Raw genomic sequence first — 24,303 nt, 5'->3', positions numbered from 1 at the left:
AAGCCTTACAGGGGGTTGCTGTTATTGATGATGACCGCTGAGCCGTCATCCAGCTTCAGTTGCCCGGCGCTGACCACCTGCTCGCCATCCTCCAGCCCTTGCAGCACGACAACCTGGCCGGCACGTCGCTCACCGGTGGTGACGAAGCGCCGTTCGACCTGCAGGGCCGGCTGTTCGGCATCCTGCTCACCTTGTTCGGCAGCCTCCGGTGCTGGCTTGATCACATACAGCGAATGACCGTAGAGGCTGAAGTTGACCGCGGTCTCCGGGATCACGATCCGGGGCTGGATATCCGGCAGCAGGACGTTCAGTTCGGCGAACATGCCCGGCAGCAATTGCTCCTCGGGATTGCTCACCCGGGCGCGCACCAGCAGTGTACGGGTGCTGGTATCGACACGCGGGTTGATGGCGGTTATCTCACCGCTGAAGGTCTGATCGGCAAAGGCGGCCACGCTCAGTTCCACCTGCTGCCCGGTGGTCAACTGCGGGTAGTGCTTTTCCGCCAGGCTGAAGTCCACATACAGGCTGGACAGGTCCTGCAGCGTGGCGATCAGTGTACCGGGGGAAAGGTAGTCGCCGGGGTCGACCCGACTGATGCCGATGCGCCCGGAGAAGGGTGCGCTGATGGTTTTCTTCTGCAGGATGGCGCGCAGCTCATCGGCCCGGGCCTGCGCCTGGCGCAGGGTTGAGCTGGCCTGGTCGAACTGTGCCTGGGAGATGCTCTGGCGCTGCAGCAGGTTCTGCTGACGGTCGAAATCCAGGCGCGCCAGGGTGACCTGCGCCTCGGCGGTGGCCAGGCTGGCCTGCTCGACAGCGTTATGCATGACCAGCAGTTTCTGCCCCGCCTGCACCTGCTGGCCGGACTCGAACAGCACCTGCTCGACGGTACCGGAGATCTCCGCGGTCAGTTCCACCCCGAGGTGGGCGGTCAAGGTGCCAATGGCTGGCAGGCGGCTTTGCCAGTCGAGGGTCTCGGCTGGCGCGGCGCTGATCTGAATGGGTGGCTTGGGAGCGGTGAAAGCGGCTATCTGCTGCTTGATCGACCAGAATTTCCAGGCCCCGAGGGCGGCCACGACAAGGATGAACACGACCAGCATCAAGATGAGTCTACGCAGCATGAAGAGCAGCCCTGCAATGATGACGGTAGCGAAATCTGCCTTCGCCCCGTACAGCTATTGTTGAATTATGTGCGAAGATTACCGGGTCTGGCATTTGAAACAAAGCGCTGGAATGTCTCTGGCCACAAAAAAAAGGAGTGCGGTGAAATGGACTGGAGCGATGTAACGGGATTTGTGCTGGTGGCAGCCCTGGTGGTACTGCTGATCTATGGCATCACTCTGTATAACCAGTTGGTCAATCTCAAGCATGGCGTCAGCCGCGCCTGGGCCAATATCGATGTGCTGTTGCGCCAGCGTCATGAGGAACTGCCCAAGCTGGTGGAGGCCTGCCGGCAGTACATGCAATACGAGCAGGCGACGCTGGAACGAGTGATCAGTGCGCGTAATGCGGTCGGCCAGGCGCGCGACCGCTCCGATCTGAAACAGCTCGGCCAGGCCGAGACCGCACTGCGCAGCGGTCTGGGTCAACTGTTCGCGCTGGCGGAGAACTATCCGCAATTGCAGGCCAATAGCTCATTTCAGCATCTGCAACAGCGCATCTCCGGGTTGGAAAGCGGTATTGCCGACCGGCGTGAGTTGTACAACGCCGCGGTGAACATCAACAACGTGCGTATCGAACAGTTCCCCGATGTGCTGGTGGCGCGTCTGTTCTCCTTTCGGCCCGCCGAGCTGCTGCAGTTCTCCGAGGCGGAAAAGGCCGACGTGAATCTTCGCCAGCTGTTTTCATGATCGAGCTGCCCGGTGGGCTGGTCCTGTCCAGCACCTTCCATGCCATCGCCACCGGTCTCACCTCGCTGCTGACCCTGTGGTTGCTGTATCGCATGTTCAGCCGGCTGCGCCGTGCCCGCTGGGTAGAGGATACGCCGACTTCGAAGATCCGTTCCGCGGCACAGGGGCTGGTTGAGCTGAATGGCCGGGTGGATGCCGATGGACATGCGCCGTTGATATCGCCATTGGGCGGACGTAGCTGCCTGTGGTACCGCTTCACCGTGGAGGAGTATCGGCGCAGTGGCCGCAGCCGGGAGTGGCGTACCGTCGAGCGCGGGGTGTCCGATCGACCATTTCTGCTGCGCGATGATACCGGCCAGTGCTGGATACAGCCCAGGGACGCGGAGATACATCCGCGCCTGCGCCGTCGCTGGGAGGGCCGCCGCCGCTGGCCGCTGTCGACCGGGGCGCAGACCGGCGTACTGGGCGCGTTGCTCGGACGCCGCTACCGTTATACCGAGGAATGGCTGCAGCAGGATGATGTGCTCTATGCCTTGGGCTGGTTCGAGAGTCGCGGCGGCGGGCGCGAGGCCATGGACCCACAGCGGATCGCGCGGCAGGTCATCAGTAGCTGGAAGGCCGATTATGCCGACCTGCTGGCGCGCTTTGACCGCAACCGTGATGGGCAGCTCGATCAACTGGAATGGGAGCAGGTGCGCGCCGCTGCAGCCAGCGAGGCGCAGCGGCAGATGCACAGCGCCGCCCAGGCGCCGGCGGTGCATGTGCTGGGCAAGCCGCCGCACCGGGGCCTGCCGTTTCTACTGTCCGATCATCATGAGGAGCATCTGAGTCGTCGGCTACGGCGCCAGTCGGGCTGGAGTCTGGCCGGCATGCTGCTGGCGGGCGGGGTGGCCGGTTGGCTGTGGCTGGCGCTGATCCGAGGCTAATCGCTTACGCTGCTGAGTGTCTGTTCGTAGTTGCGCATCCACTCCAGTAGCGCCGCCGCTGTCAGCGGGCGGCTGTAGAAGTAGCCCTGGCCCTCATGGCAACCCTCGGCGCTCAGATAGGCTTCCTGCTCTGCCGACTCCACGCCCTCGGCGATTACCTGCATGTTCAGGTTGCGCCCCAACTGGATGATGATGCGCACGATATTGCGGTCATCATGATCGACCAGCAGGTCACCGGTGAAGCTCTTGTCGATCTTGATCTTGTCCAGCGGCAGACCGCGCAGGTAGCTCAGCGAGGAGTAGCCGGTGCCGAAGTCGTCCAGGGCAATCTGTACGCCGGTACGCTTCAACTCGTTCAGGTGCCGTGCGGCGGCCTGGATATCTTCCATCAGGCCGGTTTCGGTGACTTCCAGCTCCAGACTGTTGCGCGGCAGGGCGTAGCGCTGCAGCACACGGGTGACCATCGCGCTGAGATCGGGGTGATGCAGCTGCACGGTCGAGAGATTGACCGACATACGCAGGTCCGGTCTGCCGGCCTGCTGCCAGTCGCGCAATTGCCGACAGGCCTGGTCCAGTACCCACTCGCCGATGGCAATGATCGCCCCGCTTTGTTCTGCCAGCGGAATGAACAGATCCGGTGGTACCAGCCCACGCTCGGGATGATGCCAGCGCAGCAGCGCCTCGACGCCCACCACCCGGCGGTCGGTGAGATTGATCTGTGGTTGATACACCAGGTGGAACTCGTTGCGCAGCAACGCCTCGCGCAGGCTCGAGGCCAGCTCGCGGCGCACGCGCATCTCGCTGTCGACGCTGGCGATATAGAACTGGTAGCGATTGCGCGAGCGGATCTTGGCCAGCATCATGGTCTGTTCGGCTTTCTGCAGCAGCTTGCTGGCGTCCATACCATCTTCCGGGAACAGGGTGATGCCGATGGTGGCCTGCAGAACCACGCTGGCATCATCGAGCGGGAACGGCTGGCTCAACTCATCCAGTATCTGCTGCGCCAGTTCGGCTACTTCATAGGGCTCAGCCACGTCGGTGACGATCAGCGCAAACTGGTCGCCGCCCAGGCGCGCCACGCTGGTCAGGCGTCCGCTATGCGATTGAAGGCGCTCGGCGACCGCTACCAGCAGTTTATCGCCCGCCTGGTAGCTGAATTTCTCATTGACCTCCTTGAAATCATCCAACCCGCAGCACAGCACCGCCACGCTGCGCTGGCGCCGCCGGGCATCGGCCAGCACCCGGCTCAGCTGTTCCAGCAATATGCTGCGGTTGGGCAGGCCGGTCAGTTGGTCATGCTGGGCCATGTGCAGCAGGCTGGCCTCCGCCTCGTGGCGCTGGCTGCGGTTGCGCTCGATAGCGTCCAGCAGCTCATTGATCTTGGTGATCCACAGCCCCAGTTCGTTCTTTTCCTGGCCGGGGAGCATGGGCACCATCATTTTGCCGGGCTGCTCCGGATTGATCTCACTGATGTGCTCGATGATCCGGGCCAGCGGCCGGGTCAGCAGCACGTGATAGACCAGATAGACCGCACCGGCCATCACCAGGGCGCGCAGCAGGCCGGTGATCAGGATGATCAGCGAGTTGCGCAGGAAGGTCTGGCCATAGGGTGCGGTTTCCAGGGTCAGCTGCAGATCGCCGTAATACTCGTTGTAGGGCGCGCGGCCAAGCAGGGGAATGCTGAAGCGCTGCTCGATACCGAACAGCGGGTCGGTGAGATACCGGTAGGGAAATTTGCTCAACGGGCGTTCACGGCTGGCCAGCGGCGCTTCGTCGGGATGGCCGATAGCGGCGAAGTGCACGGCGCGGTTGGCGAACAGACCTTCGATGACCTGGGTGGCCATTTCCTTGTCCAGGCTGAAGATGGCCTGGCTGGCCGGGTCATGGAACATCGTCAGAATTTCGTCGGCATCCTGGGTGATGGATGTGCGCACGGTGCGCAAGTCGAACAATATCTGTGCCAGGCTCAGCAACATGCCCGCCAGCAGCGCCCACAATAGCACCAACTGCAACAGCTTGACCGAAAGACTGTGCCGTGGATCCACTTTCACTCGGGCCGTCCTTTTCTCCGTTTATCGCATCATGCATTCGGAAATGATACGGCGCAACAGCTGAAAACAAGACACCCCGCAGTAGCGGGGTGTCTTGTCGGTATCAAGCCAGGCTTCAGCCAGCGAAGTTCTTCGCCACGAAATCCCAGTTGACCAGATTCCAGAACGCCTCTACGTATTTCGGACGAGCGTTGCGGTAATCGATGTAATAGGCATGCTCCCATACGTCGCAGGTCAGCAGCGGGGTGTCACCGGAAGTGATCGGGTTGCCGGCGCCGATGGTGCTGGCCAGGGCCAGGGAACCGTCAGCCTTTTTCACCAGCCAGCCCCAGCCGGAGCCGAAGGTGCCAATGGAAACCTTGCTGAACTCGTCCTTGAACGCGTCGAAGGAACCGAATGCCTTGTTGATGGCTTCGGCCAGTTCACCAGTAGGCTCGCCGCCGCCATTGGGGCTCAGGCAGTTCCAGTAGAAGGTGTGGTTCCAGACCTGGGCGGCGTTGTTGAACAGGCCACCGCTGGAGGTCTTGATGATCTCTTCCAGGGTCTTGCCTTCGTACTCGGTACCGGCGATCAGGTTGTTCAGGTTGACCACGTAGGTGTTATGGTGCTTGCCGTAGTGGTATTCCAGAGTCTCGGCGGAGATATGCGGCTGCAGAGCGTCCTGGGCATAGGGAAGTGCGGGTAGTTCGAAAGGCATGGTCTCTCTCCATCTTCAGGTTATCAGGGCGGTTGGGTGAGCAGTCCCGGTTGGGGTCTCTTGCGCCAGATGATGACTGCGGGCGCCGCCCCTCTATTTAGCAGCAAGATCATAGCATTCTGTGGCGGGGCTAGCCATGTTGCAACCGCAGTTGGCTACGCTCATGTGCTCTGCAATGCCGGTGATAGCAGTGTCCATGCCACCTTCAGCATCATCGCGGCAACCGCCAGGTCGATCAGTCGCCAGGTCATCGGGCGTTGCAGGACGGGCGCCAGTCTGGCTGCTCCCAGCGCCAGACTGAAGAACCACAGGATCGAGGCGCTGGCGGCGCCCAGGGCGAACAATACCGGCAGGCTCTGCTGCGCGCCGACCGAGCCGATCAGCACCAGGGTATCGAGATACACATGGGGATTGAGCAGGGTGATCGCCAGGGTTGCCAGCAGTACGGTGCGGCGGGTGCGCTGCGGACGGCTGGCAGCGTGGGTGGCCAGGGCCTGGGTACCGAACGCGCGGCGAATGGCCAGCAGCGCATAACCAACCAGGAAGATAACCCCGCCCCAGCGGGTCACCTCCATTGCCAGCGGATGCTGCTGCAACAGTACCGCCAGGCCGAAGGTGCCGGCCACGATCAGCAAGGCGTCGCAACTCATGCAGACCACGGCCACGCTCACATGATGCTCACGGCGTAGCCCCTGGGCGAGCACGAAGGCATTCTGCGCACCGATGGCCATGATCAGCCCGGCGGCGACCAGCAGCCCGTTCAGGTAACTTGCGAGATAGTTCATGCAATGGCTCCGGCCAGGGAAAGGCTGGTAGTCTGCGGGCAGGACGGGTATAAGAGAAACAAATGTTACTAATGGGGTATAAGCTTAACTGATGCTGGACTACAAGCTTCTCCAGGCGCTGGCCAGTGTCGTCGAACAGGGCGGCTTCGAACGTGCGGCGCGGCTGCTGGGCCTGTCCCAGTCGGCGGTGTCCCAGCGCATCAAGCTGCTGGAAGCGCGGGTGGGCGCGCCGGTACTGCTCCGAGCCTCGCCGCCGATGCCGACCGAGGCCGGCCAGCGTCTGCTCAACCACGTTCAGCAGGTGCGCCTGCTGGAGCGCGATCTGCAGCACGATGTACCCATGCAGGGAGAAGGCGATGCCCCGCCGCGGCTACGGGTGGCATTGAACGCCGACAGCCTGGCGACCTGGTGGGCCGATGCCGTGGCCGGGTTGTGCCAGCGTCAGGAATTGCTGCTGGAACTGCTGGTCGACGATCAGGATGTGGGGCTGCGCCGCATGCGTGCCGGAGAGGTGGTGGGCTGCGTCTGTGCCAGCGAGCAGCCAGTGGCCGGGGCCCGTGCGATACCGCTGGGCGCCATGCGTTATCTCGCGGTGGGCCACGCCGACTTCATCGAGCACTATTTCGCCAGTGGAGTGACCGAGGCTACCCTGAGCAAGGCGCCAGCGATCGTGTTCGGTCCGGATGACCGTCTGCAACATCGGTTTCTGGCGAGCTGTGGCTTCAGCGGGGACTTTCCGCATCACCTGTGCCCCTCGTCGGAGGGCTTCGTCCGTCTGTTGTGTGCCGGCCTGGGTTGGGGCATGGTGCCGGCGCTGCAGATCAGTGCCGAGCTGGCTGACGGGCGGCTGCGGCAGTTGCTGCCCGGTCAGCATGTGGATGTGCCGCTGTACTGGCATTACTGGCGCAGCGGCGGACAGTTGCTGGAGCAATTGACTCGACAGTTGCAGCAGCAGGCTCCGCACAGCCTCGGGCCCATCCATGACGGGCGGATTGCCACTGGTCAGTGGCCTGGCCAGGACGCAGAATGATTGCCACTTTCAACTACCAGCGCGGTCAACGACATTTTGGCTAACAGGGGGGAATGTATGCGCAATGATGATATCGACGGGGACCTGCCGCGGATCCGGGCGACCGACGATGACCGGGTGACGGAACGCCCCGGCGCGGCGGAGCCACCTGTGGTGCGTGCGGTGCGTGAACCCACGCCGCGCCGCCAGCGCAACGGCGCGCTGTGGGCGGTATGCCTGAGCCTGCTGATCGCGCTGGTCGGGCTTGGTTACTGGAGTCACCAGCAGCAGAGTCGATTGCAACGCCAACTGGTGGCAACCCAGGAGAGTTTCGCGCGGATCAGCGAGGAGGCAGCGGGTCGTCTGCAGGACATCAGTGGCAAGGTCATCGCCACTGAATCCAATCTCAGCCAGGGTGAGCAGAGCCGGGCACAGCAACTCAGTCAGCTGGAGCAGAAGGTGGAGCAACTGGCAGCCATCCAGCAGACACAGCAAGAGGCGCTACAGGAGCAGCAACAGCGATTGCAGCAGGCGATGGAAACCCACACGCAGCGGCTGACGACCCTGGATGGGCTGGCCGGCACGCTGGGTGAACAGGTTGAGCGGCAGCAGCAGTCATTGACCGAGCTGACCCTGCAGGTCGAGTCGACCAGCGAAGCCCAGGCCGGTCTGCGCAACGATCTGACGCAGGCCTCTGAGCGGCTGCAGGGGCTGGCCGAGCTGGAGCGTCAGCTGGAGGAGCAGGGTACCCAACTGGCACGCCAGCGCGGCGAGTTACAGGCGTTGTTGCAAGCTTCTTCCGGCACCAGCGTGGAGCAGGAAATGCTGGTACTGCGCAGCGAGATCGATCAGCGGCTGGCCAGTACCGAGGATTCACTGCGGGCGATCGACAGCTTCCGCCTGCAGGCCAATCGCAACATTTCCACCCTGCAGAGCCAGCTCAGCAATCTGCAGCAGCAGATGAATCAGCGCTGATGAACTTCCTCGCGCACCTGCGCCTGGGCCCCGCCGATCCGCAGCAGGCGTTGGGTGGCCTGCTGGGCGATTTCGTCAGGGGACCGGTGGTCTCCATTGCCTTGCCGGACCCGGTGCGCCAGGGTATCTGGCTGCACCGGCGTATCGATGCGTTCACCGATCGGCATCCGCTGGTGCTGCGCAGCAAGACGCGAATCAGCGGCGAGCGGCGGCGCTACGCCGGCATCATGGTCGATATGTTCTATGACCATCTGCTGGCCCGTAACTGGACACAATTCGCTGATCAGCCGCTGGCGATGTTTACCGCGCAGATGTATCAGGCGGTGCTGAGCCAGCAGGCGTTGATGCCGGAGCGGGCGAGGGCGGTGCTGGTGCGTATGGCCGAGCAGGATTGGCTGGGCAGTTACGCCGAACTGCAGAACCTGCACCAGGCGTTGGACAATATGGCCCGCCGGCTGCGGCCAGGCAATCCTCTGCCGGGTGCGGTCGACGAACTGGAGCGGGATTATCAGGGCTTCGAGAACGATTTCCTGGCGTTCATGCCCGAGGTGATCGAGTTTGCCGAGTCTCAGGCGGCGGCGCTCAGGGAGGCAGCGGATTGGCGGTCGCTGCTGTCCTCCAGCCCCAATGCCTGAACCACTGCATGGCGGGCGCGACGGGCCAGTTGGTTGCGTTCGAGGCCATGACTGTCAATCAGCGGCGGGAAATGCAGCTGTACATCGATTGTGGCGGAGCCCAGCAGACGCCACAGGTGTCGGGAAAATTCATCGTCATCGATGAAGGGCGCGATGGTATCCACCCGGCCATGGCGGCGGTATGCCACTGCGACCGGCTGGATGGGCACCTTGCATTCAGCTGCCCAACCCAGCAGGCGCCCATGGAAGGTACGTACCTGATCTCCCGCTGTGGTGGTACCTTCAGCGAACAATACCAGGCTTTGCCCCCGTTCCAGCACCGCAGCCATCTGCTGACTGGCATTCTCCCCGCTGGCCTGGCCCCGGCGCAGGAACAGGGTGCCGGCACTGTGCGCCAGCCAGCCCAGCAGCGGCCACTGGCGTACCTCGGCCTTGGCAACGAAACGTACCGGTGCCTGGGCGCCGAGCAGGATGATATCCAGCCATGAAACATGGTTGCCGACCCAGAGCGCACTCTCGCGGGTTGGCTGGCCGTGGCAACGAATACGCAGCGGCAACAGGCGCAGCAGTCTGCGCATCCACCAACTGGTGAGGGATTGGCGCGGGCCGGTGCGCCAGCGCATGGGTATCAATTGCAGCAGGCTGGCCAACAGCAGACCGAGCACCACCCAGCCGGCGACCGCCGGCACGCGCCATAGCCGGCGCCGCCAGGGCATCAACTGACCGCCTTGAAATGGCGGGCGTAGCGCGGGCACAGTTGTTCCCGGCGCAGCAGGATGAAGACATCGGCGACGTTGAATGCGGGGTCCCAGCAGGGTTCGCCGCAGATCTTCGCGCCGAGGCGCATATAAGCCTTGAGTAGCGGCGGTATCTGCGCGGTGACGTTGGCCGGCAGATCGATGTCCGCCAACGGCAGGCGTGGCACCGCATTCAGCCATTCCCGGCTCAGGTAGCGTTCGCGCAGGCGTTGCATGATGGCGTGGGCCTGGATGCCGCCATCGCCCATGCCGATGCTGGCGCAGCCCATCAGGAAGCTGTAATTGCGCTCGTTCATCAGTTGCGCCAGCCCTGACCAGAGCACGGCGATGGTGGCGCCGTTGCGATAATCGGCATGCACGCAGGTGCGACCGATCTCCAGGATCGGCCCGCGCAGGTGGGTGAGACCGACAAGGTGGAACTCGCTCTCGCTGTAGAAGCCACCGGCTTGTACCGCGCCATTGCTGTCGAGCAGGCGGGTGGTGGCGACCACCTGACCGCTATCACGGTCGCGGACCAGCAGGTGTTCGCAGTGGGCGTCGAACGCATCGAGGTCGAGTCCTTCGACGGGGCTGTCGAGCCGGGCGCCGCATTCTTCAGCGAAGATCCGGTAGCGCAGCGCCTGGGCTTCCCTCAGGGCGGCGGGGGCGGTGGTCAGCTCGACCACCAGCGGAGACTGGCTGATCTGCTGTGTTGCCTGTGCTACATAATATGTCATCGATACCTCCAGCGCAGCATCCTTGATCTGAGGCTTATGCTGACCAGAGGCCATGTCACCTGCATGACGTATTGGTGGCGTTTGGATGACACCGGTGGGTGTTTGACAGACGCCTGTCGCCGGCCCGTGTTCACGATGATGAGCCGCAGCATGCTCGGGCGTTTGTCGAGACTGCTATGCTCACTGAGTTTCTCGACTGGATCAGTCAGCTGCAACGCGCTTTGCAATGAAATGGCAACAGACCCTGACAGCAAAGGTACCCATGGCAACCCCGATCTATCCCTGGCGTGAAGGCAACACCTTTGAACTGATGATGGACGGGGACCGTTTCTTCCCGCGGATGCTGCAGGCCATGGCGCAGGCCGTCTGCAGCATCGATATCGAACTGTATCTGGTCGAGTCCGGCAACAGCACGCAGAAGGTCATGGATATCCTGCTGCAGGCGGTGGCGCGTGGAGTGAGGGTGCGCTGCCGCTTCGATAGCCTGGGCAGTCGCGAACTGCAGGAGAGCGACCGCCAGCGGTTGCTGCAGGGTGGTGTCGATCTGCGCTTCTACAACCCACTGAACCTGCTGGGCGGCCGCTCCAACCTGCATCGCGATCACCGCAAGCTGGTCATCGTCGATGGCGGTGTGGTGTTCATCGGTGGTGCGGGCTTCACCGATGCCTTCTGTATTCCCGGAACCGAAGGGCGCTGTCTGTGGCACGAACAGATGCTGGAGGTGCAGGGGCCGGTGGTGGCGGACTGGGTGGCGATATTCGAGCGCCAGTGGCAGGTCACCGAACGTCGTGGCGGTCGGCAGCCGGCAAGGCTGCGCCGGGTACGCCTGCCGCCACACCCGTCCGGCAGCGACGGCCTGGCGCGCGTGTCACTGACCGATGGCCGCACCCACCGGGAGCTGGTGCAGGCGCTGCTGGCCAATATCGCCCGCGCCAAGCGCCAGGTCTGGCTGGCCACGCCCTATTTCGCACCGACCTGGCGCATCCGCCGGGCCCTGGCCCGGGCCGCCCGGCGTGGCGTGGATGTGCGCCTGCTGTTGTGTGGTGAGGTAACCGATCATCCACCGGTGCGCTACGCCGGTCAGCGCTACTATCGGCGCCTGTTGGCGGCTGGCGTACGCATTTTCGAGTATCAGCCGCGCTTCCTGCATCTGAAAACGGTACTGGTGGATGATTGGGTGAGCCTGGGCTCGTCCAACTTCGATCACTGGACCCTGCACTGGAATCTGGAAGCCAACCAGAACATCGTCGACAGCCGCCTGACCCTGGTGGTGGAGCAGAGCTTCACCGCCGACTTTGCCGAGTCACGGGAATGGACCCTGAACGACTGGCTGGCCCTGCCCTGGACGCACCGCATGAAGATACGGCTGTGGGGCACCATCAACCGGATCGCCATTCTCTGGCTGGATATCCGCAGTTGATCGCTCAGGCATAGGCCTCATGGTGGGTCTGGGTGCAATTGCGACCTCCGGCCTTGGCCCGGTACAGGGCTTCATCGGCCTGGCTGATGCGCCACTCCAGATCATCCTCCGGATGAATCAGGCAGAGCCCAGCTGACAGCGTGCAGTACACCTCCTCGGGCAGCGCCGGGAAGCGGAAGGCGGCCAATGCCAAGCGAATGCGCTCGACGCAATGCTGCAGTGTGGGCAGGTCGCAATGACTCAGCAGCAGAATGAATTCCTCCCCGCCGAACCGCGCCACGATGTCCTCGCCGCGCAGGCTGGAGCGTACGATGCGGGCGAAGCCCTGCAGCACCTCGTCCCCGGCGGAGTGGCCATAGAGATCATTGATGCGCTTGAAGTGATCCAGATCGATCAGTGCCAGGCCCAGGGTCTGGCCATTGCCCAGCAGCGTCATGCGGCGCTGCGCCTCGTCGATGAAATGGCGGCGGTTGGGCAGGCCGGTCAGTACGTCGGTGGCAGCCAGGTTCTGCAACTGATCCATCATGCTGCGTAGCGTCTGCTGGTGTTGCTGGAGTGTGCTGTGACGTTGCTGCAGGCGCTCGCGCAACTCCCGGATATAGCTGCCCAGAATGGTCAACCAGAGCAGGAAACAGGCCAGCACGAACCATTCAAGCAAAGCCAGGGACAGCTCCTGGGGATAGATGTGGAACAGCTGGTTGAACACGATCAGGCTGCCGTAGCACAGCAGCGCCAGGGTCGCATGCACCAGATAGGCCAAACGTGACAGCTGGAAGACGCCGAACAGCAGGATCAGACAGTAGGCCACCAGCACGGTACCGCGAATCGGTCCGACCAGCGCCAGCAGGTAGGTCTGCAACAGCAGGGCGACGATGATCTGGGCACTGGTCAGGCTGGGGTCACTGAAGCGCAGGTTGAAGCCGCTGCTGAAGATCAGGAAGAAGACCACCTGGGTGACGAAACCGATGAGATAATGACTCAGCGCCATGGCATTGCTGCCGATATAGCTGCCGGTGGCCCAAGCCACGGCAATCACCACATAGGCAATCAGATAGGTCGTCTGCGCAAGGTAGAATCGTTGCAGGCGCAGCGCCTGGAAACGGGCCTGCTGCTCGAAGTCCGTGTCGGTCACGATACACTTTCCATTGATGTCACGATGATATCACTGTAGCTGTCGCCAAGGGGTTTGCCCACCCTTTTGTCAGCCGATAGCGCAAAGCTATCAGCCGAACGGCTGACCCGGATTCGCAAGCTCGGGTATACTTTGTCGCCTGCTTTCATTCTGCCAGGGTCTTTTCGGCCCGGCCTAAGCATTCCGTGAACCTGGCCGCATTGCCTTGCACCGGTAATTCTGCGGCCAGCAAGCCTATAGAGGAGCCTGTCCGAGAATGGCCGTAATCAAGCAAGATGATCTGATCCAGAGCGTTGCCGATGCCCTGCAATACATCTCCTATTACCACCCCGTAGACTTCATCCAGGCGGTACACGAAGCCTACCAGCGTGAAGAGTCCCCGGCGGCGCGCGATGCCATGGCGCAGATCCTGATCAACTCGCGCATGTGCGCCACTGGCCACCGGCCCATCTGCCAGGACACCGGTATCGTCACCGTGTTCGTCAAGGTCGGCATGGATGTTCGCTGGGATGGGGCCACCATGGGCCTCGACGACATGATCAACGAGGGCGTACGGCGTGCCTACCAGCTCCCGGAAAACGTACTGCGGGCCTCGATCCTTGCCGATCCGGCAGGCAAGCGCACCAACACCAAGGATAATACGCCGGCGGTGATCCACTACCAGGTGGTCCCCGGCGATACCATCGAGTTCCATGTTGCGGCCAAGGGTGGCGGCTCCGAGAACAAGTCGAAGATGGTCATGCTCAACCCCTCCGACTCGATCGTCGACTGGGTGGTCAAGACCGTACCGACCATGGGCGCTGGCTGGTGCCCGCCGGGCATGCTCGGCATTGGTATCGGCGGTACCGCGGAGAAGGCTGCGGTACTGGCCAAGGAGTCGCTGATGGACCCCATCGATATCCACGAGCTGCGCCAGCGCGGCCCGCAGAACCGCGTCGAGGAACTGCGCCTGGAGATCATGGACAAGGTCAACGCGCTGGGCATCGGCGCCCAGGGCCTCGGTGGCCTGACCACGGTGCTGGATATCAAGATCAAGGACTACCCGACCCATGCCGCCAGCCTGCCGGTGTGCATGATCCCCAACTGCGCAGCCACCCGCCATGCGCATTTCGTACTGGATGGCAGTGGTCCGGCCGTGCTCGAAGCGCCGCCGATGGACGCCTACCCGGACATCACCTGGGAGGTCGGCAGCGGTGTGCGCCGGGTCAACCTCGACACCGTGACCCCGGAAGAGGTCCAGAGCTGGAAGAGCGGCGAAACCGTACTGCTGTCCGGCAAGATGCTCACTGGTCGTGATGCGGCGCACAAGCGCATGGTCGACATGCTGAACAAGGGCGAGCAACTGCCGGTGGACCTCAAGGGCCGCTTCATCTACTACGTCGGTCCGGTCGATCCGGTTCGTGACGAGGTGGTCGGGCCGGCTGGTCCCACCACTGCCACCCGGATGGACAAGTTCACCCGCCAGATCCTCGACCAGACCGGCCTGCTGGGCATGATCGGCAAGTCCGAGCGTGGTCCTATCGCCATCGAAGCGATCAAGGATTACAAGGCGGTCTATCTGATGGCGGTGGGTGGTGCGGCCTATCTGGTGGCCCAGGCGATCAAGAAGGCCGAGGTACTGGCATTCCCGGAACTGGGTATGGAAGCCGTCTACGAGTTCGAGGTGAAGGACATGCCGGTCACCGTGGCGGTGGACACCACGGGTGAGTCGGCGCACATCACCGGGCCGCAGATCTGGCAGAAGAAGATCGCCGACAGCCTGGCGGTGGAAGTGCAGTGACTTTCCGCTTTCGGTAGAAACAAAAAACCCGGTGTGAACCGGGTTTTTTATTGCCTGTGGATCACACCAGCGCTTCACCCACGTGCAGCAGCTTCATCGAGTTGGTGCCGCCACGCGAGTTGTAGACATCACCCTTGGTCAGTATCACCCAATCTCCGGGCTTCACATGTCCCAGCTCCAGCAGCTTGTTGACCGCGTGCTGGTTCACCTCGCTGGAGGGCATCTCGGTGGGGTTGAAGGCGATGCTCTGCACTCCACGCATCAATGCCACGCGACCCAATGTCTGGGTGTTGGGCGACAGGGCGTAGATCGGCAGATGCGAGCGGATGCGCGACATGATCAGCGGAGTGTAGCCGCTGTCGGTCAGGGAGATCACCGCGGTGACGCCGGGAAAGTGGTTGGCGGCGTACATGGCGGCCAGGGCGATGGTCTCGTCGCAGCGACCGAACTCCATGTGCAGCCGGTGGCTGGACTGCTGGCTGGTGGGGTTCTTCTCGGCGCCGCGGCAGACACGGTCCATGGCAGCGACGGCCTCCACCGGGAAGTCGCCGGCGGCGGTTTCCCCTGAGAGCATGACCGCATCGGTATAGTCCAGTGCCGCGTTGGCTACGTCAGAGACTTCCGCGCGGGTCGGCAGCGGGCTGTTGATCATCGATTCCATCATCTGGGTGGCGGTGATCACCGTCTTGTTCTTGCGCCGGGCACGGGCAATGATGATCTTCTGGATGCCGACCAGTTCAGCGTCGCCGATCTCCACACCCAGGTCGCCACGGGCCACCATCACGCAGTCGCTGGCATCGATCAGCCCATCCAGTGCCTCGTCGGCCACCGCCTCGGCGCGCTCGATCTTGGCCACCAGCCAGGCCTGGGAGCCGGCTTCCTGGAGCAGGTTGCGCGCCAGGTCCATATCCTTGGCGTCACGCGGGAAGGACACCGCTACGTACTCCATTGCCATTTCCGCAGCCAGCACGATATCGGCGCGGTCCTTGTCGGTCAGCGCTGCAGCGGAGAGGCCGCCACCGCGGCGGTTGATGCCCTTGTGGTTGGACAGCGCGCCGCCGGCGGTCACCGTGCACTGCGCTTCATCCTGGGTGATGGCATCCACGCGCAACACGATGCGGCCGTCATCGAGCAGCAGCTCGTCACCGGCGCGGCAATCGGAGACCAGTTCGGGATAGTCAATGCCGACCACCTGCTGGTTGCCCTCATCCAGCGGGTGGCTGGTGGACAGGCGGAACTTGTCGCCGACATTCAGCTGGATCTTGCCGTCCTTGAAGCGCGCGATACGAATCTTCGGGCCCTGCAGGTCGCCGAGCAGTGCCACATGGGTGCCCAGCCGGGCAGCAGTCTCGCGTACCAGGTTGGCACGAGCGCGGTGCTCGTCGTGGGTGCCGTGGGAGAAATTCAGACGGGCGACGTTCATGCCGGCCTTGATGAGTGCTTCGATACGTTCCGGGGTGCTGCTGGAGGGTCCGAGAGTGGCGACGATCTTGGTACGACGCAGGGTCATGAATGTTTTCCCCTTCAATGACAATTCAGTGGCTTACAATGAGATCATACCCCTTTATTCATGACAGGCAGAAGCGGACGATTCACCCGCTCCGCAGGAGGACCTTGGAATGCACCCCCGGGTAATAGAGGTAACCGAGCGTCTGCGCCAGCGCAGCCGGCTATCGCGTGCAGCCTATCTGCAACAGATGGCCGAGGCGGCGGCGCGCCCGCGTGGCCGCTGGGACCTGTCATGCAGCAATTTCGCCCATGGCATCGCCGGGTGTCCGGCGACTGACAAACAGCGCCTGCGCCTGCCTGATGAAGTCAACGTCGGCATGGTCACCGCCTACAACGACATGCTGTCGGCGCACCAGCCCTACGAAGTCTTCCCGACGCGGATCCGTGAAGCGCTGCGTGCCGTGGGCGCCACCGGGCAGGTCGCCGGCGGTGTGCCGGCGATGTGCGATGGCATCACCCAGGGCGAGCCGGGCATGGAACTGTCGCTGGTCAGTCGCGATGTCATTGCCATGGGCACGGCAGTGGCGCTGTCGCACAACATGTTCGATGCGGCGCTGTGCCTGGGTATCTGCGACAAGATAGTGCCGGGGTTGTTGATGGGCGCGCTGCGTTTCGGCCACCTGCCGGTGCTGTTCGTGCCCGCCGGACCGATGCCCTCGGGGCTGCCCAACAGCGAAAAGGCCATGGTGCGCCAGCGTTACGCCGAAGGGCTGGCCAGCCGGGAAGAGCTGCTCGACGCCGAATGTCAGGCCTATCATGCCCCGGGTACCTGTACCTTCTACGGCACCGCCAATACCAACCAGATACTGCTCGAAGCCATGGGCCTGCAGTTGCCAGGTGCTTCCTTCATCAACCCCAACACACCGCTGCGCGATGCGCTGACGGTGGCGGTGGCCGAACAGGCGGCCCGTCTGGCGCGCACGGGAGAAGGCAGTCTGGCGTCGATCCTCGATGAGCGGGCACTGGTCAATGCCCTGGTGCTGTTGCTGGCAACCGGCGGCTCGACCAACCTGACCCTGCATCTGGTTGCCATCGGCCAGTGCGCCGGCCTGCAACTGAACTGGGATGACATGGCCATGCTGTCGGAGGTGGTACCGATACTGGCGCGGATCTACCCCAACGGGCGGGCTGATGTGAATCACTTCCAGGCCGCCGGCGGTACCGCTTTTCTGTTTGCCCAGTTGCTCGACAGCGGCCTGCTGCACGCCGATGTCAATACCATCGCCGGACCGGGCCTGCAGCGCTACACCCACGAACCGATGCTGCGGGAGGGGCGGCTGGCATGGCGTGATGGGCCGAACGCCAGCCTGGATGAGAGCATCCTGCGCAGCCGGCACGCCCCCTTCAGCGTCGATGGCGGCCTGCGGGTGGTCGATGGCATGCTCGGGCGTGGCGTGATCAAGGTGTCAGCGGTCAAGCCGGAGCATTGGCAGGTCAGTGCGCCATGCCGGTTGTTCGCGACCCAGGAGGCCTTTGTCGAGGCATTCCAGAACAACGAGTTTCAAGGCGATGTGATCGTCGTCGTCCGTTTTCAGGGGCCGGCCGCCAACGGCATGCCCGAGCTGCACAAGCTCACCCCCTACCTGGGCATCCTGCAGGACCGCGGCCAGCGGGTAGCGTTGGTGACCGACGGGCGCATGTCCGGCGCCTCGGGCAAGGTTCCCGCAGTGATTCATCTTACCCCCGAAGCACAGGCGGGCGGGCCGCTGGCCTATCTGCGCGACGGCGACCGGCTCAGCCTGGATGCCGGGCGGGGTGTGCTGCAGGTGCATGTCGAGCAGGCCGAATGGCAGGCGCGCACGGCAGCCACACATGCCCAGCCGGTACGGCGTGGTTGGGGACGCGAGCTGTTCGCCTTCGCCCGGCAGGGCGCCAGCGCGGCTGAGCAGGGCGCCAGTTGTTTTACTGAAAGTCTGATCCAGGCTGATGGAGGTGCAGTGTGATCGAAACGTGGATTGCAGAGCGCGGGTTGGGCTGGGAGGACAGCCAATCGGCTCAGGCGCAGGCCGGGGCGGTCGCAGTGCATATTCAGATGGCGCTGCAGCAGGCCATCGCCCAACGTGGTCGTGCCAGCCTGGCACTGTCCGGAGGGCGAGGGCCGGCATTGTTCCTGCGGTGCCTGGAACAGCTTGACCTCGCCTGGGAGAAGGTCACCGTCACCCAGGTGGATGAGCGCTGGGTGCCGCCGCAGGATGCGCAGAGCAATGCGCGGCTGATCCAGCAGTGCATGCCCAGGGTGCTGCAGCGCGCCACCTGGTTGCCGATGTATCAGGGCCGCGGGCTGGAAGCGGATGCGCAGCACTGTCACGCCATGCTGGAGCCGCTGCTGCCGCTGGATGTGGTGGTATTGGGCATGGGGCCGGACGGCCATACCGCCTCGTTGTTCCCGCACATGCCGGGGTTGAGCGAATATCTTTCCGCGCAGACCCCTGCTGTCTGCATCGCGGTGCCTGCCGAAGGCGAGCGGGTGGCACGGCTGAGCATGACGGCACGGGCGATCCAGAGCGCGCGGCTGAAGATGCTGGTCTTTGCCGGTGAGGATAAGCGACAGACGCTGGGCGCTGCGGTGCAGGCGGCGGACCCGCTGAGCTGGCCGATTGCAGCCTTCCTCACCCCACCCATGGACATTTTTTTCACCAAGGAACAGCAACCGTAATGAGATTGGCTGAAAACAGCAGCAACCTGGATAGTATCTTCAGTGGCCAACGCATCCTGCCGGTGCTCAGCATTCACCGTGAAAGTGATGTGCTGCCCCTGGCCGATGCGCTCGCTGCTGGCGGTATCACCAACCTGGAGATCACCCTGCGCACACCGCTGGGCCTGGCGGCGATTCGCCTGCTGGCCGAACAGCGTCCGCAGTTGTGTGTCGGTGCCGGTACGGTACTGGATGGTCGGCAATTCCAGTCGGTGCTGGATGCCGGAGCGCGCTTCGTGGTCAGCCCCGGCTGCACAGACGAGTTGCTGACCCTGGGGCTGGACAGCCCGGTGCCCTTGTTGCCTGGGGTGGCCACGGCATCGGAGATCATGCGTGGATACCGCATGGGCTATCGATGCTTCAAGCTGTTCCCGGCCGAGGTCTGCGGTGGCGTGGCTTTGCTCAAGGCCTTTGCCGGACCTTTTCACGATGTGCGTTTCTGCCCCACTGGCGGAATAACCCCTGCGAAACTGGCCGATTACCTGGCGTTGGGCAATGTGGTGGCCGCAGGCGGCAGCTGGATGGCACCGCCCGCGCTGATGGAGGCCGGTGACTGGGCTGGCATCACCCGTCTGTGTCGGCAGTTCGCCCCGCACGGTTGAACGGCGGGGCGTATCGCTCAGGACGGTTTGGAGGGATCGACGAAGCCGTCGGGCTTGACGATCAGCAGGTCGCAGGGCACATGGTCGAGCAGGCGCTCGGCGGTATGACCGATCAGCGCGCTTTCCAGCCGTGAGCGGGAGATCGCCCCGATCACCAGCAGGTCGACCCGGTGCTGCAGGGCGAACTCGGGAATCGCCTGTTCCGGATAGCCCCGCAGCAGATGCTGTGCGTCAGGCGCCACCTGGGCCTGGCTGGTAAACTCGCGGAAGGCCTCGGCATGGTGCTTGTGCACCTCGGCGGCGTAGCCGTCATAGTCGGCGACCAGGCCGGTATCGAAAGCCAGGGTGTGGGGCAGGGGATTGTAGCAATGCACCGCCTGCAATTCGCCACTGGTTGCCTCGGCCAGCGAGCGGGCGGTGGTCAGCAACTTGTTGTCCAGCGCCGCCGGCTTGTCGGCCTCGTGCAGCGGATCGACGCTGGCGCAGAATACCTTCAGCGCGTTGTCCGGCTGCTTGACCAGCCACAGCGGTGCCGGGCAATGGCGGATCAGATACCAGTCGCTGTTGCTCAGCACCAGCCGCTTCAGCAGCCCGTGATGATGGGTGGTCTTGAGCACCAGATCCGGCTGTTGTTCGTGGATGGCCCGGAGGATGTGGCGCTCGTAGCGCTTGCCCCATACCGCCTGGGTGTTGACCGTGAAGCCGCGCTCACGCAGGGGCCTGGCCAGGCGGTCGAGTAGCTCCTCGCGATGACCGAGCAGAGAGCTGCGGGCCTTGGCCAGAGACTCGCTGTCGAACAGCTGGCCGCGGTCCAGTGCGGCGATATAATCGCTGACAAACAGGGTGAAACGGGCCGAAGGGTAGTATGTCGCCAGCTGCTCAGCGCGTCGCAGGCAGGGCTGGTCGGTGTCGCTGGTGGGGTCGATCACCACCATGATGTGCTGGATGTTCATTCGCTGTCCCCTGGTTGCCGATGGTTTTCTTCAGCGTAAGCCACTTTCCGCAGTATAGCGCTGATGCAGATCAAATCATTCGAATGGGGGATGGCATTTTGTCAGCCAGGGCTTGGCCTGGTGAAATCGCTGGTCTATTCTGTGGCAACAGACCCCAGGGATGAGCCGGCACAGGGAAGCGGCATGAGGCGCTCAGCTATGTTTATTCTCCGGACAGATCCGCCCCATGGCCACTCACTGGCGCTGTGGTGCGATTCGATCACCAGTCGAAACCTCGTCGCGCTCCCCAGCATCGAGCTGCGCTGACCTACGAACAGGAGCACCGTTGACTATGCAAGGCATGCCTTTCGAGGGTGCAAAACCCGAACATTCCGAGCAGTTCAATCGTCGTATAGCGCGGCATCAGTTGCACGCCTACCTGAACGTATACAACAGCCATACAGGCAGTTTCATGGGCACTCTGGGCAATGTATCGTGCAATGGCTTCATGCTGCTCAGCCCGTTGCCGATCATGCTCGGCGCCGAATACGACCTGCAGTTGCATCTGCCTTCGGCTGCAGGGGATGGAGTGCAGACGCTGCCTTTTCGTGCGGTCAGCCGCTGGTGCCGCCCGGATCTGACTCCTGGTCACTACGACGCTGGATTCAGCATCCTCGATAATGCGCATATCTTCGCCAACCTCGCGGTCGCCCTGCAGCACTACTTCAGTTTCATGCACCCGGTTGATGCCTGACCGAGCCCCTTGGGTTACCCTGCATGCCAGCATGGTTTGCACCTGCCACGGCAGGTTATCGGGGGATTCATGAGCAAGAGCATTTTCTGGTACGACTTCGAAGCCACCGGCATCGACCCGCGGCGTGATCGCCCGTTGCAGGTGGCCGGCATCCGTACGGACGACGAGCTGCGGGAGGTAGGCGAGCCGCTGTGCATTGATTGCCGCATCGCCGAGGATGTGTTGCCGCACCCCATGGCTTGTCTGGTAACCGGTATCGACCCTGATCGGGCCAGGCGTGGTCTGCCCGAAGCGCAGTTCATGCGCCTGTTGCACGAGCAGATGGCCGCTCCGGGCACCTGTACCGCCGGTTACAACAACCTGCGGTATGACGATGAGATGACACGCTTCGCCCTGTATCGCAACTACTACGACCCTTACGCGCGTGAGTGGCAAGGCGGCAACAGCCGTTGGGATCTGCTGGATGCACTGCGCACGGCGCATGCGCTGCGACCTGATGGCATCGAGTGGCCACAGCAGGATGGCTTTACCAGTTTGCGGCTGGAGCTGCTGACGGCAGCCAATGGTATCGACCACGGCCAGGCGCACGATGCGCTGGCCGATGTGCGGGCGACCATCGCCGTGGCCAGGTTGTTGAAACAGGCGCAGCCGCGCCTGTACCGCTATCTCTACGAGTTACGCAGTAAACACCGGGTCAGCGAATTGATCGACCTGCAGAACCCGCGCCCGCTGGTGCACGTTTCCGGCCGTTTCGGCCGCGAACGTCACGGCCTGGCGCTGGTCCTGCCGTTGGGCTGGCATCCGAGCAACCGCAATGCGCTGATCGTATGGGATCTGGAAGTGGAGCCCGGGCTGCTGCAGGATCTTTCCGCGGAGCAGTTGTGTCAGCGGCTGTACACGCGGACCGAGGACCTGGCCCCAGGTGAACAGAGACCCGGTCTCAAACTGGTGCATATCAACAAATGCCCGGTGCTGGCGGATGCCAAGGTGCTGCGCCAGCAGGATATCGAACGGTTACAGCTGGATATGCCGATGCTGCTCGAGCATGCCCAGCGCCTGGCGCAATGGCGGGTATCGGGGCAGGACAAACTGGCGGCGATATACGCCGACCGAGCAGGGGCTGCAGGGGAGCCGGGTGCCGAGGCTGATGCGGAAACCCGGCTTTATGATGGCTTCACCTCGGATCGGGATCGTAATCTGCTGCCGGGAATCCGCGAAGCGGACGGCGCGAGTCTGAACGCTGCCCAGTGGCCGCTGGCGGACCAGCGCCTGGCGGACATGTTGCCACGTTACCGTGCGCGCAACTTTCCCGAATCCCTGGATATGACGCAGCGGCAGGAGTGGCTGCAGTTCTGCCGGCAGAAGTTGACGGGGCAGATACCGGGAGCGGCGCTTACTTTCGATGGGTTCATGCAGGACTTGCAACAGGCATTGACGCAGACGGATGAAGCGCAGCGCCTATTACTGGGACAGTGGCGTGAATATGCCATTGAGCTGGCGGTGAAACTGGAAATTATTACATCTTGATGAAAAGCCCCGGCACTTATCCATTGCTGGGGCTTTTTCTCTGGTATCAACCAGTTGGGGCAGGGATTTAATCCAGAATGGTGGACCAGCTTTCCACTGTCTCTGCGCCGTACTGTTCTTTCCAGGCTTTCAGGGTCTTGTGATTCCCGCCTTTTGTTTCGATTACTTCACCGTTGTGCGGATTCTTGTATTGCTTTACTTTGCGAGCACGTTTGGCAACCGGCGCCTTGACAGTCTTGCTTGGAGCGGACAGCTTATGGTCCGGATCAAGAATAGCCACAACGTCCCTAAGGCTTTTGCCGTACTGTTCCATCAAGGTGTTGAGCTTTTTCTCAAATTCGATTTCTTTCTTCAATTTGTCATCATTGGACAATGATTTGAGACGCTCGGACAGTTCACGGATGGTATCTTCGATCTGCCGGTATTCCTGCAGCATGGACATGTTTGTTTCCCCTTTTTTAATGGTACTGATTAGTGGGACTAATGGTAGTTTATAACCAGCTAATTGCACAAGAAGTTACCGGCTTCATTGGGTCGATTAGTGATTCTTTTTGTTAACTTCTCCCATTGCGGTGATCTGGCTGAAATTTCCCCGGGCTCGGAGTAGAATACGCAGCTTTCGAACCGCCATGGGTTTGTATGCTGCCGCCGAGCGCGGCGTGGGTTACAGATTACAGTGGCCATCTGGAGTTGATTTGATGCGTACCTTTCGCCTGGTAATTGCCTGTCCCGACCGTGTGGGGATTGTGGCCAAGGTCAGTAACCTGCTGGCTACCTACAATGGCTGGATCACCGAAGCCAATCACCACTCGGACAACCTGACCGGCTGGTTCTTCATGCGCCATGAGATACGTGCTGATTCGCTGCCCTTCGATGCCGACGGTCTGCGTACGGTATTCGCGCCGATCGCTACCGAATTCGGCATGGAGTGGCGGGTCAGCGACTCGGCGCAGCGCAAGAAGGTAGTGCTGATGGCCAGTCGCGAATCCCATTGTCTGGCTGACTTGCTGCACCGTTTTCATAGTGGCGAACTGGATTGCGAAATAACCAGCGTTATTTCCAATCATGATGATTTGCGTAGCATGGTGGAATGGCATGGAATACCTTTTCATCATGTGCCAGTCGATGCAAAGGATAAAAAGCCGGCCTTCGATGAAGTTACTCGGCTGGTGAATGAGCAGCAGGCTGATTGCATTGTGCTGGCGCGCTACATGCAGATATTGCCGGCCAGCCTGTGCGAGCAATATGCCGGACGGGTAATCAATATTCATCACAGCTTTCTGCCCTCATTTGTTGGCGCCCGACCATATCATCAGGCTGCCACCCGGGGAGTTAAACTCATCGGTGCGACTTGCCACTATGTGACAGAAGAACTTGATGCCGGCCCGATCATCGAACAGGATGTCGTGCGTATCAGTCATAGACACAATGCTGATGATATGGTTCGACTGGGAAAGGATGTCGAAAAAATGGTGCTTTCCCGCGGTTTGCGCTATCACTTGGAAGACAGGGTATTGGTACACGACAACAAGACCGTGGTGTTCGGCTGAGTT

23 protein-coding genes are annotated in these 24,303 nt (G+C 62.4%); 13 read left to right on the top strand and 10 right to left on the bottom strand.

What is annotated here, in order from left to right:
* Nucleotides 1-5 precede the first annotated feature (5 nt).
* Nucleotides 6-1,118 (bottom strand): efflux RND transporter periplasmic adaptor subunit, encoded by a 1,113-nt coding sequence (locus CQ007_RS02755; protein ID WP_105643406.1) that lies wholly within the window; start codon nt 1,116-1,118, stop codon nt 6-8.
* 147 nt (nt 1,119-1,265) lie between these two features.
* Between CQ007_RS02755 and CQ007_RS02750 the strand changes: the two genes are divergently transcribed.
* Together CQ007_RS02750 and CQ007_RS02745 are read left to right on the top strand one after the other, a co-directional pair.
* The gene (locus CQ007_RS02750) at nt 1,266-1,847 is read left to right on the top strand and encodes a LemA family protein (RefSeq protein WP_105643405.1); all 582 of its coding nucleotides are present in this window, start codon (nt 1,266-1,268) and stop codon (nt 1,845-1,847) included.
* Nucleotides 1,844-2,773 (top strand): GIDE domain-containing protein, encoded by a 930-nt coding sequence (locus CQ007_RS02745; RefSeq protein ID WP_105643404.1) that lies wholly within the window; start codon nt 1,844-1,846, stop codon nt 2,771-2,773. The genes CQ007_RS02750 and CQ007_RS02745 overlap by 4 nt, the downstream gene beginning before the upstream one ends.
* Here the strand turns inward: CQ007_RS02745 and CQ007_RS02740 are convergent.
* The 3 genes from CQ007_RS02740 to CQ007_RS02730 form a co-directional block, all read right to left on the bottom strand.
* Complete coding sequence (locus CQ007_RS02740; RefSeq protein ID WP_105643403.1) at nt 2,770-4,824, bottom strand: bifunctional diguanylate cyclase/phosphodiesterase; 2,055 nt, start codon at nt 4,822-4,824, stop codon at nt 2,770-2,772. The genes CQ007_RS02745 and CQ007_RS02740 overlap by 4 nt on opposite strands.
* 115 nt (nt 4,825-4,939) lie before the next feature.
* On the bottom strand, nt 4,940-5,521 hold the full coding sequence (sodB, locus tag CQ007_RS02735) for a superoxide dismutase [Fe] (protein WP_105643402.1): 582 nt from the start codon (nt 5,519-5,521) through the stop codon (nt 4,940-4,942).
* Between the two features lie 161 nt (nt 5,522-5,682).
* Nucleotides 5,683-6,306 (bottom strand): LysE/ArgO family amino acid transporter, encoded by a 624-nt coding sequence (locus CQ007_RS02730; RefSeq protein WP_105643401.1) that lies wholly within the window; start codon nt 6,304-6,306, stop codon nt 5,683-5,685.
* Between the two features lie 91 nt (nt 6,307-6,397).
* Here CQ007_RS02730 and CQ007_RS02725 point away from each other — a divergent pair, with 91 nt between their 5' ends.
* Genes CQ007_RS02725 through CQ007_RS02715 form a run of 3 tightly spaced genes read left to right on the top strand, consistent with a single transcriptional unit; the run spans nt 6,398 to nt 8,925 of the window.
* On the top strand, nt 6,398-7,336 hold the full coding sequence (locus CQ007_RS02725) for a LysR family transcriptional regulator ArgP (protein WP_105643400.1): 939 nt from the start codon (nt 6,398-6,400) through the stop codon (nt 7,334-7,336).
* 57 nt (nt 7,337-7,393) lie between these two features.
* On the top strand, nt 7,394-8,290 hold the full coding sequence (locus CQ007_RS02720) for an ATPase (protein ID WP_105643399.1): 897 nt from the start codon (nt 7,394-7,396) through the stop codon (nt 8,288-8,290).
* Entirely contained in the window at nt 8,290-8,925 is a 636-nt protein-coding gene (locus CQ007_RS02715) for an ACP phosphodiesterase (protein WP_105643398.1), read from the top strand. Before CQ007_RS02720 ends, CQ007_RS02715 begins: the two co-directional genes overlap by 1 nt.
* Here CQ007_RS02715 and CQ007_RS02710 read toward each other — a convergent pair.
* On the bottom strand, nt 8,859-9,641 hold the full coding sequence (locus CQ007_RS02710; protein WP_105643397.1) for a 1-acyl-sn-glycerol-3-phosphate acyltransferase: 783 nt from the start codon (nt 9,639-9,641) through the stop codon (nt 8,859-8,861). The genes CQ007_RS02715 and CQ007_RS02710 overlap by 67 nt on opposite strands.
* Nucleotides 9,641-10,399 carry a GNAT family N-acetyltransferase gene (locus tag CQ007_RS02705; RefSeq protein WP_105643794.1) on the bottom strand — a complete coding sequence of 253 codons (759 nt, stop codon included), beginning with the start codon at nt 10,397-10,399 and terminating at the stop codon, nt 9,641-9,643. Before CQ007_RS02705 ends, CQ007_RS02710 begins: the two co-directional genes overlap by 1 nt.
* A 262-nt stretch (nt 10,400-10,661) precedes the next feature.
* On the opposite strand from CQ007_RS02705, the gene CQ007_RS02700 reads away from it, so the two are divergent.
* The gene (locus CQ007_RS02700; protein ID WP_105643396.1) at nt 10,662-11,819 is read left to right on the top strand and encodes a phosphatidylserine/phosphatidylglycerophosphate/cardiolipin synthase family protein; all 1,158 of its coding nucleotides are present in this window, start codon (nt 10,662-10,664) and stop codon (nt 11,817-11,819) included.
* A gap of 4 nt (nt 11,820-11,823) precedes the next feature.
* On the opposite strand, the gene CQ007_RS02695 is transcribed toward CQ007_RS02700, so the two are convergent.
* Complete coding sequence (locus CQ007_RS02695) at nt 11,824-12,951, bottom strand: GGDEF domain-containing protein (protein ID WP_256582183.1); 1,128 nt, start codon at nt 12,949-12,951, stop codon at nt 11,824-11,826.
* Nucleotides 12,952-13,207: 256 nt separating this feature from the next.
* Between CQ007_RS02695 and CQ007_RS02690 the strand changes: the two genes are divergently transcribed.
* Complete coding sequence (locus CQ007_RS02690) at nt 13,208-14,731, top strand: fumarate hydratase (RefSeq protein ID WP_105643394.1); 1,524 nt, start codon at nt 13,208-13,210, stop codon at nt 14,729-14,731.
* Between the two features lie 61 nt (nt 14,732-14,792).
* Here CQ007_RS02690 and pyk read toward each other — a convergent pair whose 3' ends face one another.
* Nucleotides 14,793-16,241, bottom strand: a complete 1,449-nt coding sequence (gene pyk / locus CQ007_RS02685) for a pyruvate kinase (RefSeq protein ID WP_105643393.1) — start codon at nt 16,239-16,241, stop codon at nt 14,793-14,795.
* Nucleotides 16,242-16,350: 109 nt separating this feature from the next.
* Here pyk and edd point away from each other — a divergent pair, with 109 nt between their 5' ends.
* The 3 genes from edd to CQ007_RS02670 are packed head-to-tail and all read left to right on the top strand — an operon-like array spanning nt 16,351 to nt 19,537.
* On the top strand, nt 16,351-18,183 hold the full coding sequence (gene edd / locus CQ007_RS02680; protein ID WP_105643392.1) for a phosphogluconate dehydratase: 1,833 nt from the start codon (nt 16,351-16,353) through the stop codon (nt 18,181-18,183).
* Nucleotides 18,180-18,896 carry a 6-phosphogluconolactonase gene (gene pgl, locus CQ007_RS02675; RefSeq protein WP_105643391.1) on the top strand — a complete coding sequence of 239 codons (717 nt, stop codon included), beginning with the start codon at nt 18,180-18,182 and terminating at the stop codon, nt 18,894-18,896. Before edd ends, pgl begins: the two co-directional genes overlap by 4 nt.
* Complete coding sequence (locus CQ007_RS02670; RefSeq protein WP_105643390.1) at nt 18,896-19,537, top strand: bifunctional 4-hydroxy-2-oxoglutarate aldolase/2-dehydro-3-deoxy-phosphogluconate aldolase; 642 nt, start codon at nt 18,896-18,898, stop codon at nt 19,535-19,537. Before pgl ends, CQ007_RS02670 begins: the two co-directional genes overlap by 1 nt.
* Before the next feature lie 17 nt (nt 19,538-19,554).
* Here the strand turns inward: CQ007_RS02670 and CQ007_RS02665 are convergent, their stop codons facing one another.
* Nucleotides 19,555-20,490: a universal stress protein gene (locus CQ007_RS02665; RefSeq protein ID WP_105643389.1), complete on the bottom strand. Its 936-nt coding sequence runs from the start codon at nt 20,488-20,490 to the stop codon at nt 19,555-19,557.
* 331 nt (nt 20,491-20,821) lie between these two features.
* Here CQ007_RS02665 and CQ007_RS02660 point away from each other — a divergent pair, with 331 nt between their 5' ends.
* The gene (locus CQ007_RS02660) at nt 20,822-21,223 is read left to right on the top strand and encodes a PilZ domain-containing protein (RefSeq protein ID WP_256582198.1); all 402 of its coding nucleotides are present in this window, start codon (nt 20,822-20,824) and stop codon (nt 21,221-21,223) included.
* Between the two features lie 69 nt (nt 21,224-21,292).
* A complete protein-coding gene (gene sbcB / locus CQ007_RS02655; protein WP_105643388.1) occupies nt 21,293-22,750 on the top strand; it encodes an exodeoxyribonuclease I in 1,458 nt (485 codons plus the stop codon).
* A 67-nt stretch (nt 22,751-22,817) separates the two neighbouring features.
* Here the strand turns inward: sbcB and mvaT are convergent, their stop codons facing one another.
* Entirely contained in the window at nt 22,818-23,192 is a 375-nt protein-coding gene (gene mvaT / locus CQ007_RS02650; protein WP_105643387.1) for a histone-like nucleoid-structuring protein MvaT, read from the bottom strand.
* Between the two features lie 256 nt (nt 23,193-23,448).
* Between mvaT and purU the strand changes: the two genes are divergently transcribed.
* Nucleotides 23,449-24,300 (top strand): formyltetrahydrofolate deformylase, encoded by an 852-nt coding sequence (purU, locus tag CQ007_RS02645; protein WP_105643386.1) that lies wholly within the window; start codon nt 23,449-23,451, stop codon nt 24,298-24,300.
* The last annotated feature ends 3 nt before the right edge of the window (nt 24,301-24,303 follow it).

It is taken from the genome of Pseudomonas sp. MYb185, assembly GCF_002979975.1.
GTDB lineage: Bacteria > Pseudomonadota > Gammaproteobacteria > Pseudomonadales > Pseudomonadaceae > Halopseudomonas.
Note: the sequence above shows the minus strand (reverse complement) of the source record. Positions and strands in the feature narration are given on the sequence as shown.

Excerpts from the sequence above, each read along its gene's own strand:
- CQ007_RS02710 (WP_105643397.1), bottom strand. The coding sequence starts at position 9,641 with ATGCCCTGGCGGCGCCGGCTATGGCGCGTGCCGGCGGTCGCCGGCTGG.
- mvaT (WP_105643387.1), bottom strand. The coding sequence starts at position 23,192 with ATGTCCATGCTGCAGGAATACCGGCAGATCGAAGATACCATCCGTGAA.
- sodB (WP_105643402.1), bottom strand. The coding sequence starts at position 5,521 with ATGCCTTTCGAACTACCCGCACTTCCCTATGCCCAGGACGCTCTGCAG.
- CQ007_RS02745 (WP_105643404.1), top strand. The coding sequence starts at position 1,844 with ATGATCGAGCTGCCCGGTGGGCTGGTCCTGTCCAGCACCTTCCATGCC.
- CQ007_RS02670 (WP_105643390.1), top strand. The coding sequence starts at position 18,896 with ATGAGATTGGCTGAAAACAGCAGCAACCTGGATAGTATCTTCAGTGGC.
- CQ007_RS02755 (WP_105643406.1), bottom strand. The coding sequence starts at position 1,118 with ATGCTGCGTAGACTCATCTTGATGCTGGTCGTGTTCATCCTTGTCGTG.
- CQ007_RS02690 (WP_105643394.1), top strand. The coding sequence starts at position 13,208 with ATGGCCGTAATCAAGCAAGATGATCTGATCCAGAGCGTTGCCGATGCC.
- CQ007_RS02665 (WP_105643389.1), bottom strand. The coding sequence starts at position 20,490 with ATGAACATCCAGCACATCATGGTGGTGATCGACCCCACCAGCGACACC.
- CQ007_RS02730 (WP_105643401.1), bottom strand. The coding sequence starts at position 6,306 with ATGAACTATCTCGCAAGTTACCTGAACGGGCTGCTGGTCGCCGCCGGG.
- pyk (WP_105643393.1), bottom strand. The coding sequence starts at position 16,241 with ATGACCCTGCGTCGTACCAAGATCGTCGCCACTCTCGGACCCTCCAGC.
- CQ007_RS02700 (WP_105643396.1), top strand. The coding sequence starts at position 10,662 with ATGGCAACCCCGATCTATCCCTGGCGTGAAGGCAACACCTTTGAACTG.
- edd (WP_105643392.1), top strand. The coding sequence starts at position 16,351 with ATGCACCCCCGGGTAATAGAGGTAACCGAGCGTCTGCGCCAGCGCAGC.
- CQ007_RS02720 (WP_105643399.1), top strand. The coding sequence starts at position 7,394 with ATGCGCAATGATGATATCGACGGGGACCTGCCGCGGATCCGGGCGACC.
- CQ007_RS02750 (WP_105643405.1), top strand. The coding sequence starts at position 1,266 with ATGGACTGGAGCGATGTAACGGGATTTGTGCTGGTGGCAGCCCTGGTG.
- CQ007_RS02660 (WP_256582198.1), top strand. The coding sequence starts at position 20,822 with ATGCAAGGCATGCCTTTCGAGGGTGCAAAACCCGAACATTCCGAGCAG.
- sbcB (WP_105643388.1), top strand. The coding sequence starts at position 21,293 with ATGAGCAAGAGCATTTTCTGGTACGACTTCGAAGCCACCGGCATCGAC.
- CQ007_RS02705 (WP_105643794.1), bottom strand. The coding sequence starts at position 10,399 with ATGACATATTATGTAGCACAGGCAACACAGCAGATCAGCCAGTCTCCG.
- CQ007_RS02715 (WP_105643398.1), top strand. The coding sequence starts at position 8,290 with ATGAACTTCCTCGCGCACCTGCGCCTGGGCCCCGCCGATCCGCAGCAG.
- purU (WP_105643386.1), top strand. The coding sequence starts at position 23,449 with ATGCGTACCTTTCGCCTGGTAATTGCCTGTCCCGACCGTGTGGGGATT.
- CQ007_RS02725 (WP_105643400.1), top strand. The coding sequence starts at position 6,398 with ATGCTGGACTACAAGCTTCTCCAGGCGCTGGCCAGTGTCGTCGAACAG.